13 protein-coding genes and 4 pseudogenes are annotated in these 12,574 nt (G+C 62.6%); 6 read left to right on the forward strand and 11 right to left on the reverse strand.

All coding sequences use genetic code 11. The features are described 5' to 3' along the window. Together E3T40_RS00330 and E3T40_RS00335 are read right to left on the reverse strand one after the other, a co-directional pair. On the reverse strand, window positions 1-267 hold a 267-nt coding region (locus E3T40_RS00330), incomplete at its 3' end, for an IS3 family transposase (protein WP_134542372.1). After that, window positions 267-551, reverse strand: a complete 285-nt coding sequence (locus E3T40_RS00335; protein ID WP_134542373.1) for a hypothetical protein — start codon at window positions 549-551, stop codon at window positions 267-269. The genes E3T40_RS00335 and E3T40_RS00330, both read right to left, overlap by 1 nt. Window positions 552-776: 225 nt before the next feature. Here E3T40_RS00335 and E3T40_RS00340 point away from each other — a divergent pair, with 225 nt between their 5' ends. Both E3T40_RS00340 and E3T40_RS00345 read left to right on the forward strand, forming a co-directional pair. Beyond that, window positions 777-1,679 carry an alpha/beta fold hydrolase gene (locus E3T40_RS00340; RefSeq protein WP_134542374.1) on the forward strand — a complete coding sequence of 301 codons (903 nt, stop codon included), beginning with the start codon at window positions 777-779 and terminating at the stop codon, window positions 1,677-1,679. A 107-nt stretch (window positions 1,680-1,786) separates the two neighbouring features. Beyond that, window positions 1,787-1,945 (forward strand): carboxymuconolactone decarboxylase family protein, encoded by a 159-nt coding sequence (locus tag E3T40_RS00345; protein WP_104169147.1) that lies wholly within the window; start codon window positions 1,787-1,789, stop codon window positions 1,943-1,945. Here the strand turns inward: E3T40_RS00345 and E3T40_RS00350 are convergent. From E3T40_RS00350 to E3T40_RS00375, 5 genes and pseudogenes are all read right to left on the reverse strand, one after another. Next, a complete protein-coding gene (locus tag E3T40_RS00350; protein WP_134542375.1) occupies window positions 1,923-2,267 on the reverse strand; it encodes an IS3 family transposase in 345 nt (114 codons plus the stop codon). The two genes, E3T40_RS00345 and E3T40_RS00350, sit on opposite strands and share 23 nt — an antisense overlap. Then, complete coding sequence (locus E3T40_RS00355) at window positions 2,267-2,593, reverse strand: transposase (protein ID WP_134542376.1); 327 nt, start codon at window positions 2,591-2,593, stop codon at window positions 2,267-2,269. The genes E3T40_RS00350 and E3T40_RS00355 overlap by 1 nt, the downstream gene beginning before the upstream one ends. An 808-nt stretch (window positions 2,594-3,401) precedes the next feature. Further along, window positions 3,402-3,961, reverse strand: a pseudogene (locus tag E3T40_RS16775) (IS3 family transposase); the annotation flags it as partial. Window positions 3,962-4,200: 239 nt separating this feature from the next. Further along, window positions 4,201-5,007, reverse strand: a complete 807-nt coding sequence (locus E3T40_RS00370; protein WP_104194263.1) for a family 1 encapsulin nanocompartment shell protein — start codon at window positions 5,005-5,007, stop codon at window positions 4,201-4,203. 2 nt (window positions 5,008-5,009) lie between these two features. Beyond that, complete coding sequence (locus tag E3T40_RS00375; protein ID WP_233194011.1) at window positions 5,010-5,411, reverse strand: hypothetical protein; 402 nt, start codon at window positions 5,409-5,411, stop codon at window positions 5,010-5,012. Between the two features lie 159 nt (window positions 5,412-5,570). Here E3T40_RS00375 and E3T40_RS17425 point away from each other — a divergent pair. Then, window positions 5,571-5,795 (forward strand): annotated as a pseudogene (locus tag E3T40_RS17425) (undecaprenyl-diphosphate phosphatase); the annotation flags it as partial. Window positions 5,796-5,915: 120 nt separating this feature from the next. On the opposite strand, the gene E3T40_RS00385 reads toward E3T40_RS17425, so the two are convergent. Then, window positions 5,916-6,374, reverse strand: a complete 459-nt coding sequence (locus tag E3T40_RS00385) for a hypothetical protein (protein WP_104194255.1) — start codon at window positions 6,372-6,374, stop codon at window positions 5,916-5,918. Then, window positions 6,374-8,851 (reverse strand): molybdopterin oxidoreductase family protein, encoded by a 2,478-nt coding sequence (locus tag E3T40_RS00390; protein ID WP_134542379.1) that lies wholly within the window; start codon window positions 8,849-8,851, stop codon window positions 6,374-6,376. Before E3T40_RS00390 ends, E3T40_RS00385 begins: the two co-directional genes overlap by 1 nt. Before the next feature lie 171 nt (window positions 8,852-9,022). Here E3T40_RS00390 and E3T40_RS00395 point away from each other — a divergent pair, with 171 nt between their 5' ends. Together E3T40_RS00395 and E3T40_RS17430 are read left to right on the forward strand one after the other, a co-directional pair. Further along, window positions 9,023-10,918: a transketolase gene (locus tag E3T40_RS00395; protein ID WP_134542380.1), complete on the forward strand. Its 1,896-nt coding sequence runs from the start codon at window positions 9,023-9,025 to the stop codon at window positions 10,916-10,918. Window positions 10,919-10,958: 40 nt separating this feature from the next. Further along, the gene (locus E3T40_RS17430; protein WP_370287839.1) at window positions 10,959-11,111 is read left to right on the forward strand and encodes a VOC family protein; all 153 of its coding nucleotides are present in this window, start codon (window positions 10,959-10,961) and stop codon (window positions 11,109-11,111) included. A 203-nt stretch (window positions 11,112-11,314) separates the two neighbouring features. On the opposite strand, the gene E3T40_RS00400 is transcribed toward E3T40_RS17430, so the two are convergent. Both E3T40_RS00400 and E3T40_RS00405 read right to left on the reverse strand, forming a co-directional pair. Further along, window positions 11,315-11,671 carry a glycosyl hydrolase family 65 protein gene (locus tag E3T40_RS00400; RefSeq protein ID WP_166786527.1) on the reverse strand — a complete coding sequence of 119 codons (357 nt, stop codon included), beginning with the start codon at window positions 11,669-11,671 and terminating at the stop codon, window positions 11,315-11,317. Between the two features lie 126 nt (window positions 11,672-11,797). Beyond that, window positions 11,798-12,277, reverse strand: a pseudogene (locus E3T40_RS00405) (transposase); the annotation flags it as partial. Window positions 12,278-12,283: 6 nt separating this feature from the next. Here E3T40_RS00405 and E3T40_RS00410 point away from each other — a divergent pair. Beyond that, window positions 12,284-12,520, forward strand: a pseudogene (locus tag E3T40_RS00410) (IS30 family transposase); the annotation flags it as partial. Between the last annotated feature and the right edge of the window lie 54 nt (window positions 12,521-12,574).

A 12,574-nucleotide genomic window follows, 5' to 3' on the forward strand; every position in this document is an offset into this window, starting at 1 on the left:
GCCCACCAAACCCAAGCGGCGCATGGTGCTGGCCACGGTTTTGCGGGAGATGATCTCGCCATCGGCGCGGAGGTCGGCGAGGATCCGCAGGGACCCGTAGACCTCGTCTGAGTCGCTGTGGAACCACGCGACCTTCTGCTCGATGTTCTCCCGCCGCACCGCCCTCTCAGATGGGCTGCGGCCCAGCCAGGCGTAGTAGCCCGACCGGGACACGGCGAGGAGGCGGACCATGCGGACGATACTGAAGTTGGTCTTCTCCACCAGCATCAGTGCGAACGCTTGGCGTTCGTATCCGAGGCTTCCTGGGCGAAGAAGAGGGAGGCTTTTTTTAGGAACGCCCGGTCCAGTTTCAGGTCGGCGTTCTCTTTGCGCAGCCGCAGCAGTTCGGCCTTCTCCGTCTCCGTGACCCCGCCCTCACCGGCGTCTTGGCTGGCCTTGAACACGGGCCGACCGGTGTTGATCACCAGCTTGACGGCCTCGTCTTTGAACTCAGGAGTGAACTCCCGGCGTGTGTTTTCAATGATAAATATTCTCTCTTGTGAGGTGTCCACCAACCGGGGTCAAGGCCATACATCAGGTCGGTGGCTCGCGTGTCAGTTGTGAGGTCGATTACGGTATACGCCGCAGTCCGGGTAGAGGTGAGTTGGGGCGTAAACGTGGTCATCTTCTATCTCGTCTGGGAGGGCGAAAATGGCACCACTTTGTGGGCGTGTTGACATGAAGTACCGCGGGTGAAAGTCTGAATTGTAGTTACAAGCAGGCGAAACGAGGACAGTATGGCCGAATTCACCACGGAAACTGATCAGCTCACGGGGGTGCGGCATCGCACCGTTACAGTCGATGGGTTGGAGATCTTCTATCGGGAAGCGGGTCCGGCGGATGGGCCGACGCTCCTGCTTTTGCATGGTTTCCCTGCTGCGTCGCACCAGTACGCGCGCCTGATGGATCGGCTCAGCGACCGGGTGCATCTCATCGCACCGGATTATCCGGGGTTTGGTTACAGTAGCGCTCCTGCCTCGAGCACCGGCGGCGGCGACTTTGTTTACTCTTTTGATCACATTGCCGAGGTCGTCGAAGCGTTTCTGGTGACCCTTAACATTGACGCGTTCTTCATGTACGTTTTCGACTTTGGCGCTCCTATCGGGTATCGCATCGCGGCGCGACATCCGGATTGGATACAGGGGGTCATCGCGCAAAATGGCAACGCCTACGAGGCGGGGCTGGGGCCGAATATGCAGTCTGTGGTTCGGTACTGGGCAGATCAAGAGGGGGTGGAGACCGCTATCCGCGGAGCGCTAACAGCGGAGGCGACGCGCTCCCAGCATCTCGAAGGGACCGCGCACCCAGAGCTCGTCGATCCTGACTCATGGACTTTGGATCAGCACTGGCTCGATCAATCCGGGCGAGACCAGATCATGCTCGACCTGCTCTATGACTACCAGTCCAACGTCGTGTTGTATCCAGCGTGGCAAGCGTGGATGCGCGAACATCAGCCCCCCATGCTTGTGCCTTGGGGGCGCAACGATCAGTTCTTCTCTGAAGCAGGCGCACGAGCATACCTCGATGATCTTCCCGCTGCTGAACTGCACCTGCTTGACACCGGGCACTTCGCCTTGGATGAGCAGCTGGACTCCGTTGCGCATCTGATCGATGACTTCATCGGACGACATGCGCAATAGCGGTCGCTCTACGTACAAGCACCATGAACACTGACAGAAAGGTAACGACAATGTCAGTTGAGCAACGCCTCTCCGTCGGTGATGTCGATCCCGAGGCCTAGAAACCGATGTTCGCCCTAGAGAAATACATCCATGCGGGAAGCCTGGGTGAAGCTCTGCCGGCGCTGGTGAAAATTCGCGCGTCGCAGATCAATGGATGCGCGTACTGCCTGGACATGCACGGGTGCGAAGCCCGGGCGGCGCTCAGCGCCGCCTCGATGTGTTAGAGGCAGGGAGGAGGCGCCGAGCTTGTACGGCTACGTCCCCGTGAGTGTTGTGTTGCTTCGTCAACGTGAGTCGTCGCATGGTCACGGCGATGGTCTTGCGAGAGATGATCTCCCCGTCCGCGCGGAGATCAGCCAAGATCCGCGGGGCCCCATAGACCTCGTCGGAATCACCGTGGAAGAAGGTGACCTTCTGCTCGATATGCACCCGCCGAATCGACGCCGGCGACGGCGGCCGGCCAACCCAGGCGTAGTAGCCCGACCGGGAAACTTCGAGGAAGCGGACCATGCGGGTGATGGTGAAGTTGGTCTTCTCCGCCAGCATCAGTTCGAACGCTTGCCGTTCGTATCCGACGCTTCCTGGGCGAAGAAGATGGACGCTTTTTTTAGAAAGGCCCTGTCCATCTTCAGGTCCGCGTTCTCTTTCCGAAGCCGCAGCAGCTCGGCCCTTTCAGTCTCCGTCACCTCAGTCTGCCCGGTCTCGTTGCGAGCCTTGAACGCGCTCACCCACCGGCCCAGAGTGGCCTCGTTAACACCGAGCTCGCGGGCAACGGTCGCGACCGCTCCCCTACGTGTCAGGGTGAGTTGAGGCCAGTTGGGGGGAACCTGACGAGGTGACACTCGACGACCTGCGGCTTTCAAGAAGCGCATTTCACGTTCCGCACATGCCTACAACAGAAATGAGTGGAGCGATGACAGCCAGTTGGGTCCGCCTCTCACTCTGGGTTGCCGCCCTGGTCGCATGGTCCGCGCTCATCCTCGTCGGGCTGGTCCTGTTGGGGACAGGTCTCGATAATGCGTTTTATTTTGAGCCAACCGGTGGGGCTCTTGAACGCGATCGTGTGGGGAAGATTCTCATTCTCGTGGGTTCGGTCGCCCTCGTCGGGGCCGCGGTCTGGGCTCGGTCGATGCACGCCCCCATCTGGTCCTTCGCCCTCGTCGCAGCCCCGGCTGTCCTTGTCGGCGGCCTCACCTTGTTTTTTGGAGGTTCTCTGCTCCCGCACCTCAGCGCCTTGGTGACTTTCCCTGTTGCCCTCGCTGGCCTGGTTTGCGGGCTTGTCCTCGCCAGGCCACTGCTTCGCGCTGGATCCACGGGCCCTACCGCGTCGGTCGACCGTCAGGAATCAGACTGAGCTTCCGCCCGCCGTCGGCGAGTGCTGATCACTATCCATCTGAAGATGGCAGCATTGATCGCAGCCAAGAGGAAGAATCCCAGGTAGTACAACGCCGCGCTCATGGTCAATGCTTCGACGGCGAATTCTGCTGGCCCGGACATTTGCGATGAACCCAGTGAACCGACGACATAGTAAGCAGTAGATAACGGCAACGTCAGTACCACGATGAGCAGAACCATCGCTTCGGGTGCGGCCGTCCCGCCGCCCAGTTCGAAGGCGCGCATCACGGACACTGCCGCAATGAGCCCGGCGACTGACACTAGGTAGGCGCCCATCGACCCCGCGGCCCAGAGCCGTTGCTGCGAGCACAGCCGCCAGACCCGGTTCTCACCTGCGGTGAGGCCGGCCTGGCCGAGCTCGTCGGAGATGAACCGGTAGCCGAACGCGGGGTCGTCTCCGTGGATATCCCAGGCGGCGTTGGTGAGGTGGGCGTCGTCCCAGTCGCGCTGGGAGATGGGGTCGCGCTTCCATTGGTAGAACGCTTGTTTGGAGAAGCGCAACACCCGGCAGGTCACCGTGACGGGGACACCGTCGACGGCAAGTTCAAGGACCAGCGGGTAGATCATTTTGGGTTGACGTCCCGGGACAGATAGGCGACGGCACGGCGCATGACCTCGGCTTCCTGCTCGAGCAGCCGAATGCGCTTCTTCGCATCCCCCAGCTCGACGGACTCCTTCTCGGTTACGCCGGGCTTGACGCCTTCTTCGACGTCGGCTTTCTTCAGCCAGTTCGCGAGACAGGACTCGGAGATCCTGAAGTTTCTCGCGATCTGGTTCAGCGGGGCTTCGTGCTTCCGGGCGACCGCGACATCGCGGCGGAACTCGGGCGGGTAGGGCTCGGGCATGATGACATCCTTCCAGCGAAGACGAATCTCCACAGGTCAGGAATCAACCAAACCGGGGGCAGTCCCATCCTCTTCGGTGCAGTGGTGCAGGTGGCCCTTGTACTCGGTGTCTTTCGTGTGTACCCCGCTGATTTTGCTGGCGATCTGACCGGCCTCGAAATTTTTAACCTGCCCGGTCACCACCGTTGAAATTGTGGTTCATCGGTGTCTCCTTCCGGTCCGTCCACCCGAAAACTGGGCTACTCGCCGACCATTTCGACGGCGGCCTCGGGTGTGGCGACCCGGAAACTGAACGACTGCTCAAGGTACAGGTGAATCGCTTCGCCGTCGTGATAGTCGTAACCGAGAGAGAGGTCCTGGCCGGATTCGAAGAGGAAGTCCCCGCCGCGCAAGCTCAGGACGACCGCGCCGCGAACGCCGGCGGCCCACACGATCGGGCCTCCTAGGATTTGGCGCAGGTGGTCCAACAGGGGATAACCGCCGTGCTCGCTCGTCTCGATTACGGCCGTGTAGTCATTGGGACCCAGCGCAAGCCCATATGGGCCGCTGATACCATTCCTGAGCAGCGCCGTGACGGCCAGGGCCACCCGTCGAGGATAGTCGTTGAAGTCCTCTACCCGTTCGATGGCAGCATTCGGGGATGACTCCGTGATGCCCGTGATGCCCGCACTTTCCCAGCCGTGGAAGACGGCAATATTTTCCGTGCTGGCCATGCGCATGACTGCCCTGTCGAGATCTCGCAGATCCGGATCCGCAGCACCTCGGTCGTAGTCAAGCAGGTCCCTGCGGGAAACGATGAACTCGGCCCGTACCTCAGTCAACCGCAACACCTCACGGCGACATGCACTGATGCCGACGACGGGGACGTCTGCCACAGCTTCGGTCCGCCCCAGGTTGGTGGACGAGTATGACCACCCGTGAGGGCCCGAGAAATCCACGACCTTCCGCGCACCGAGCGTCACAGTCAGACGTTCCTTCGCTTCTTTATCTAGCAGCTGCCAGCCGTCATGAGAAATCGGAGCGAGGGTCCGCAGTAAATGGTTCATGCTCATGATTCTGCTCGCTTCAGTCTGCCGATTCCTAAGGATGAGATCGAACCTACCCCGCCGGGCGTATCGGAAGCCCGACCATGTTTTTCAGCAGCCGCAGCTTCCGATCGTTCACCATTCTCAACAATGTCACCATCCTGAAAGAGGATGCCGCGGGCGGTCTCGCGCCACAACGGTTTGGCCCGCATCAGGAACTCCAGATCCATGCTGAAATGCTTGAACTCCTCACCCAGCGAGTCCTCCATGATGGCGCGGGAGGTGGCATCGGGCTCCAGCGAAATGCGTTGCTCATACCACCCGATGGCCTCAGCTTCTTCGGTCAGGTTCGCGCACATCCGGGCGAAGGTGCGGGTCTGCGCGGACAGCTCCCCAGCAGGTTCGTGGTACTGATCAAAGCCCATTTCAACACCCTCTTCCGACGTTGGCGGTAGCACTACTACGGTACTCCGCACCGGCCCTGCAGACAACCGATCGCCTGGACTCAGTGAGGATGCCTTCTCGATCATCGGTCGGCACATCTCTGGGTCGATGTCGAGGGACTGCTCCGCTGGATCGTAGTGATGTGGTGGGCGGAGTGGGCCGCTCACCAGAATCGGTCGAAACAGCAGATCCTACTAAATGACGCGATCGCGACCGGGCTCCTCCAATGCATCGCGTCAATTCCGGGTGGGTCAAGGTCGGTCGCGACGATCAGCGCAAAAGTATTCCACGGCCTCGAGCATGTCGCCGCAACCCGGCTCTCGTTTTTACTTACTGTCCCGGCGCTCGTCGCCGCCGGCGGATACGAAGCAGCCACGCAGGCCGGAAACGATCGGTGCTTCTGTCGGTTGGGGCACTACGCTGGCCGCAACGCTGGCGCACTTCGTTGTAGCGGTCGCGGTCGCGGCCGCCAGGCTGCGTCGTCGTCAGCGTGCCACGATGAGTGCCTGCGGGGCGGCCTGTTTCATGCGGGTGCTAAGCCAGTCGAGTTGCACCTTCGTCTGCCCCTCACATCGGGTGATGATCTCGACGAGTTCACTGTCGCGGAGCCCGAGGGCGGCCTGTTTGACCACGGTCCAGGTGACGTCGACCAGGCTGGCCAGAATGTAGACGTCCTGCAGGTCTCGAAGAAAGCCGATGGGGCCGCTGCGGCTGGACAGAACCGCGTCGGCATGGAGTCGTTCCGGTTCGTCGTCGGGCCGCTCGCCATAGCGGCCGATTGCGGGGGCGAGCGCCTTCTCGTGCTGGTCGCACTGCGCGGCGAGGGCCTCGCAGAGGTGTAGTACGTCCGGTTCGTTGCCGTGTTCTGCCGCGACCTGGCGGAATGAGTCGGCGAGGGAATGCTCGGCCGTCGCCAGCATGCCGAGGTACACGGGTAACAGCATCAGTTTCCCTGCCCGGTTGCGACGGTAGGCGGCTCAATCGGGGGTATCGATTCGTGCGCCTCCGCGTCACCACCGCCGTCGGTGACCGGCACGCCGCGGGGATCCGCGGGTCGGGATGCGGCGGTGGTTGGGGCGGGGGACGGCCCTGCACCGTCCGCTATCTTTTCCACACGCACGGCCGCGTTTTTGAACAGGGGCTGCTTGGATACCGGATCCCACTCGGTCACCGTCAGTTCGTTGGCTGCGGTGGGTTGGCCGTCGGGGCCGGACCGACCGGAATCCCAGTAGCCGTAGTGGAACGGGGCGAATACTGTTCCCTCGCGCACATTTCCGACGCGGGCGGGCAGGACGAGTTCGCCGCGGCGGGAGGTGACCCGGACAAGGTCGCCCTCCGAGATGCCGAGGTGGCCAGCATCCGGCACCGAGACCTCTATCCACGCCGACGGTGCGGCATTGTTCAACTGCCGGGCGCGACCGGTTCGAGTACGGGTGTGGAACTGGTAGGCCGTGCGACCGGTCGTGTATCGCAACGGGTAGTCGGCATCCGGCTCTTCGTGTGGTGGCGCGTAGGCTGCAGCCCTGAAGAGGGCCCGACCGTGGGTCTCCAGCGCACGGAACGCCTGCTCGCCGACCGTCGCGCCGGTGAGCAGGTCATGGCCGAACGTTTCGCAATCGTCGGGTTCGGTGCGGAAGACGCCGTCACCATAGAGTCGAACCGTTCCGTCGGAATGCTCGTCGTTGCATGGCCAGGGAATGCCGCTTCCCCCGCGAAGTCGTTCGTAGCTGATGCCGGTGTAGTCGCACGGGCGCCCGCGGCTGCAGTCCTGCCAGGCGCGGAAGCCATCCTCGGGCCCCGCCCAGTCGAGGAGTGGCGCGCCCGACTTCGTGCGGAAATCCATCCGTGCCGAGTAGTCAAGAAAAATGTCGAGGTCGCTCCTTGCCTCACCGGGCGGCTCGACGGCCTTGTCGGAGAGATGCACCGTACGGTCCACGTTGGTGAAGGTTCCTGTCTTCTCGCCCCAGCCCGCGGCAGGCAGCACGACATCGGCGTACCTCGCCGTCTCGGTGAGATACAGGTCCTGCACGACCAGGAAGACGCTTTCCTGGCCGAGGATGCCGCGGATGCGAGCCAGTTGCGGCATCGAGACCGCCGGGTTCGTCGCCGAAATCCAGAGGAACTCGATGCTGCCCTGCTCGACATAGCGGAAGATCTGCATTGCATGGGTCGGGGGTGCCCAGTGCGGAATGACCGAGATATCAATGTCCCACAGTGTCGCGAGCTCGGCGACGTGCTCCTGGTTCTCCCAGTTGCGGAATCCGGGAAGGTCCCCGTCCGCCCCGCACTCTCGGTTGTTCTGTGCGGTGGGCTGGCCGTTCATCTGCAGCACCCCGTTCCCCGCGGTGCCGATTTTTCCTCGGAGCAGGTGCATATTGTTCACCTGGCAGGATGCTGCGGTCGCCTGCGCCGACTGGTAGAAGCCCTGTAAAACGGTGGAGAGCACCCGCTCGCTCGTGCCGAAGATACGCGCGGCCTCCCGCACGTCGTCGGCGGAGACACCGCAGGTGTCCGCTACCGCCTCCGGGGTCCATGGTTCCACCACGGCCCGCAATTTGTCGACGCCGATGGTGTGCGCCGCGATGTACTCCTCATCGATCCATCCGTTCATGAAGAGTTCCCGGATCAGGCCGTTCATCATCGCCTGGTTCGTGCCCGGACGCACCGCGAGGTGCACGTCCGCGAATCGTGCCACCTCGGTCTCGCGCGGGTCGATGCAGACGATGCGCGGCCGGTCCGGCCCGGCGATGCGGTCTAGCATCCTCGCCCACAGCACCGTTTGGGTCTCGGCCATGTTGTGGCCGTAGAAAAACATTGCGTCACACTCGTCGATGTCGACGTAGCTGCCGGGCTGGCCGTCCGCGCCGAAGCTCTCCTTCATCGCCGCGGCGGCGGTCGCCGTGCACAACCGGGTGTTGCCATCCATGTGCGGAGTGCCGATGCCGGCCTTGCCAAGAATCGCCAGCGCGTAGTACTCCTCGAGAAACAGTTGGCCGCTGGTATAGAACGCGTGACTCAGCGGTCCCTTGTCCGCCAAAAGCTGCCTGCTTCGCTCGACGATCCGGGACATGGCCGTGTCCCAGTCAGTCTCGACCAGCTCGCCACCGATCCGGATGAGCGGACGAGTCAGCCGGTCGCCATTGGACATGCCCTGCCAGCTGCCGAAAAGGCCCTTCGGCCCGAGTCGCCCATGATTGACGATGTCGACGGCGCGGCCGCGCACGCCGACCATCCGCCCGTCTTTCACCGCGATGTCGCACGCGCAGCCATTGCTGCATAGCGTGCAGGCCGACTGCACCCAGCGATCAACGTCGTCGTCGCCGAGGCCATCAGCCAACTTCTGATCGACGCGCACCGGCCATTTCTCGCCTCGGGCAAAGGGCGTCCTGGTACCCCAGATGTCGCCGATCCTGTCCACCATGACAATGCCCGCTTCCGCTCTGACTTGTAGTCTGCGCTCACGAGCGGTTCAGATCAATGTCACGACGGGACTCATCTGAAGTGCACTGTGGCAAAGCCATGTTGTGCGGATTATCATCACGGGTACTGCATTGATTTCTTTACCGACGTACGGGACGAAGGAACAGTTAACATGGCCACGACTCACACTCCGAACACCTCGAAGATGGGCACCGAACAGGTGGATCTTTCGCGTGCGCTGGCGACCCAGTTGAGGGTGGATTCCATCCGCTGCAGCACCCGGGCGGGTTCCGGGCATCCGACCTCGTCGTTGTCTGCGGCCGATCTGATGTCGGTCCTGCTTCTTCGGCACCTGCGGTATGACTGGGCCAACGCCCAGCAGGCGACCAATGACCACCTGATCTTTTCGAAGGGGCACGCTTCGCCGTTGTTGTACTCGATGTACCGTGCGGTGGGCGTCGTGGATGAGGACGAGTTGGTGAACACCTACCGCCAGTTCGGTTCTCGTCTTGAGGGGCATCCGATGCCTATCCTGCCTTGGGTGGATGTTGCGACCGGTTCTCTCGGACAGGGCCTACCGGATGCGGTCGGGGTGTGTCTTGCCGGAAGGTACCTGGACAAGCTGCCATACCAGGCGTGGGTGCTCTGCGGGGACAGCGAGATGGCCGAAGGCTCCATGTGGGAGGCGATCGACAAGGCGAGTTATTACAATCTCGGCAACTTGACGGCCATCGTCGACGTCAACCGGCTTGGCCAGGACGGTCCTACCGAGCTGCAATGGGACATGGACAAGTATGCCAAACGGGTCGAAGCGTTCGGCGCCCGTGCTCTCGTGATCGATGGACACGATGTCGCCGCGATCGACGCGGCACTGACCGAGGCCCGGTCCCATCCGGAGCAGCCGACGGTGGTCTTGGCCCGCACGATCAAAGGTAAAGGTGTGCCCGAGATTGAAGACAAAAACGGCTGGCACGGCAAGGCCCTGCCGCAGGAGATGGCGGAGCGGGCTATCGCTGCTCTGGGTGGCGTGAACGGGTTGACTATCACTACCGCCGTCCCCGAAGCCGGCACATCGGCGATCGTCCCCGACCCGGACGTCGCCGTCACCCTCCCCACCTGGGAGATCGGCGAGAAAGTCGCCACCCGCGCGGCTTTCGGTGCCGCGATCTCGGCGTTGGCGGTGCGACCGGAGGTAGTTGTCCTCGACGGTGAGGTCGGCGACTCCACGCATGCCGGCGAGTTTCGGGAGGTCTGTCCGAAACGATTCTTTGAAATGTTCACTTCTGAACAACAGCTCATCGCCTCCGCGGTGGGTTTGTCGGTGCGCGGATACATCCCCTTCGCGTCAAGCTTCGCAGCTTTCTTAATCGCCCGACCCTACGACTTCATTCGGATGGCCGGTTTGTCGGAGGCGAACATTCGCCTCGTCGGCACTCACGCGGGCGTTGAAATCGGCCAGGATGGGCCCTCCCAGATGGCGCTGGAAGACATTGCGGCGATGCGGGCCATCCACACCTCAATTGTGGTGTATCCAAGCGACGCACCCTCGACTGCGGCGCTGGTGAAGATAATGGCCGACACGGACGGCATCAGTTACCTACGCGCAACCCGTGGGGCCTATCCGGTCATCTACGGACAAGAGGAGCAGTTCCCCCTCGGCGGGTGCAAGGTCCATTGGGCTGGGGCCGACGACACCGTGTCACTCATCGGGGCGGGAGTCACCCTGCACGAATGCTTAGCAGCCGCCGAGGAGCTCGCTCAGTCCGGCATCGCCGCACGGGTGATCGACCTGTACTCGATCAAACCCCTCGACCGGGACACCCTGATCGACACCTGCCGCATCACGAAGGGACGGTTGGTTGTGGTGGAGGACCATTATCCGCAGGGCGGCATCGGGGCTGCGGTGATGGAGGCTCTGGCTGAGGCGGAGGTGCCACAACTGCACGTCAAACTCCTCGGCGTCGCCAAGCTACCGATGTCGGGTGAGTCGGCCGAACTCCTCGACGCCGCAGGGATCTCAGCCCGCCATATCGTCGCCGCTGCCCGAGAACTAATGGGGTTTCGATAATGCGCCTCCCAGACACGGCCAACTTCCGGAGGCGCGCAGAGTGAGGTTGTCGTCAGCAGTAATGTTTGTACGTGAACTCGACCGATCAGTGCTGTTCTACAAGAAACTACTCGGCTTCGACGTGACGGTTCGAAACAACAGCGCTGCGCTGCTGGCGGCGCCGACGACGGCGAGCTGTACCTTCGCGAGATAGGAGCGCGCGCCGAGCATCCCCTCGGAGGACGAAGAAGAACTTCGACTATGTGAACGGGTACTCCGCGCGCAGTCACCACACGTGACAAGCCAAACCATCGATGGATTCAGGATGGTCGAGAACCGTGGTCCCGACGACGTGCCGATCGTGGTCACTTATCCGGGACCCGAGCAGGCACCGCGGCACGAGATAGTCCAACGCATCTACGAGTGGTAACCACACACCCGGCGTAAAAGTCGATCACGACCCTGTCGGCCGGGCACGCCGCGGATCATGCCCGTCAGGTTGAGTCGGTCTGGCGCCGAGTTGTGGTGGGGCGGGGATCGCGCACTCACCGGTTTTCCAGCGGAAACGGTGACCTGTTGGCCGTGGTGGACGAGTTGGACCGGCACGCCATCGAGAGCGGAGTACGTGGCGGCCGTGGCGGTGACCTTGACCCGCAGCATTCGCCCGGACAGGAGCAGTCCGAACGCGAGCGTGGTGAGCCCGGGAGGCAGCCGAGGGGCGAAGCGAAGCGTGGTTTCGGCGTGCCGCGTTCCGCCGTACCCAGCAACAAGCATGCCCCCCTCCCGATACTTTCTTCGTAGGCCCACAAGGTGTGAACTGGATACGTGTTGGCCTGTCGGATCCGGCATAGTCGTTGCCCCCAGTCGTTGATGATCCGGGGGGGTGCCTTTATATTTTTGTCAAGCGGCGAGTTGGTGTTCGGTTTCGTAGAGGGTGCCGTCGCGCAGCATCGCAAATAGAACATCACGCCGCCGTCGGGCGAGGGCGATGAGGGCTTGGTTGTGGCGTTTGCCTTGGGCGATTTTTCGGTCGCATTACGTTCTGGAGACGGGGTCTCGCGGGGCCGCGAAGGCGGAGAGGAACAGGGCGCGTTTAAGGATCTTGTTTCCTCGTCGCCAGGGATGTTCACCGCGGATTGATGATCCGGAACGTCGGGTTACTGGTGCGAGGCCGGCGTAGGCGGCGAGGTGGCCGGCGGTTTCGAAATGCTTGCCGGCGACCTCGGTGAGGAGCCGGGCTGCGGTCCTGACGCCGACTCCGGGCATGCTCGTCAGGACGGGGGAAAAGGGGTGGTCGTTCACCAGCTTCTCGACCTCGACGGCGATGTCGGACCGTTGTCGGCGCAGAGCGGCGAGCTGTTTGGCCGAGCGCGGTAGGACGGTTGCGGGAACCTGATCATCGGGCTGGGAGGGATCGCGATCGGGACCCTCGTCGAACGCACCACGAGGTTCACGATGCTATTGCACCTGCCTCCCATGGGCGAGCACAAGATGGCCGGCGCGCAGGTCAAGAACGGGCCAGCGACAGCCGGACACGGCGCCGATGCCGTCTGTGATGCGATCGCCCGGACCATCACCGGCCTGCCCGAGACCCTGCGCAAGTCACTGACCTGGGACCAGGGAGAGAGATGGCCCTGACCCCGTTGAGTGGACACCTCACAAGAGAGAATGTTCACT

Source organism: Cryobacterium sp. TMT1-19 (genome assembly GCF_004403055.1).
Taxonomy (GTDB): Bacteria; Actinomycetota; Actinomycetes; order Actinomycetales; family Microbacteriaceae; genus Cryobacterium; species Cryobacterium sandaracinum.

Excerpts from the sequence above, each read along its gene's own strand:
- E3T40_RS00385 (WP_104194255.1), bottom strand. The coding sequence starts at position 6,374 with ATGCTGTTACCCGTGTACCTCGGCATGCTGGCGACGGCCGAGCATTCC.
- E3T40_RS00400 (WP_166786527.1), bottom strand. The coding sequence starts at position 11,671 with ATGCTTGTTGCTGGGTACGGCGGAACGCGGCACGCCGAAACCACGCTT.
- E3T40_RS00355 (WP_134542376.1), bottom strand. The coding sequence starts at position 2,593 with ATGCGCTTCTTGAAAGCCGCAGGTCGTCGAGTGTCACCTCGTCAGGTT.
- E3T40_RS00395 (WP_134542380.1), top strand. The coding sequence starts at position 9,023 with ATGGCCACGACTCACACTCCGAACACCTCGAAGATGGGCACCGAACAG.
- E3T40_RS00375 (WP_233194011.1), bottom strand. The coding sequence starts at position 5,411 with ATGGGCTTTGATCAGTACCACGAACCTGCTGGGGAGCTGTCCGCGCAG.
- E3T40_RS00390 (WP_134542379.1), bottom strand. The coding sequence starts at position 8,851 with ATGGTGGACAGGATCGGCGACATCTGGGGTACCAGGACGCCCTTTGCC.
- E3T40_RS00370 (WP_104194263.1), bottom strand. The coding sequence starts at position 5,007 with ATGAACCATTTACTGCGGACCCTCGCTCCGATTTCTCATGACGGCTGG.
- E3T40_RS00340 (WP_134542374.1), top strand. The coding sequence starts at position 777 with ATGGCCGAATTCACCACGGAAACTGATCAGCTCACGGGGGTGCGGCAT.
- E3T40_RS00345 (WP_104169147.1), top strand. The coding sequence starts at position 1,787 with ATGTTCGCCCTAGAGAAATACATCCATGCGGGAAGCCTGGGTGAAGCT.
- E3T40_RS00350 (WP_134542375.1), bottom strand. The coding sequence starts at position 2,267 with ATGCTGGCGGAGAAGACCAACTTCACCATCACCCGCATGGTCCGCTTC.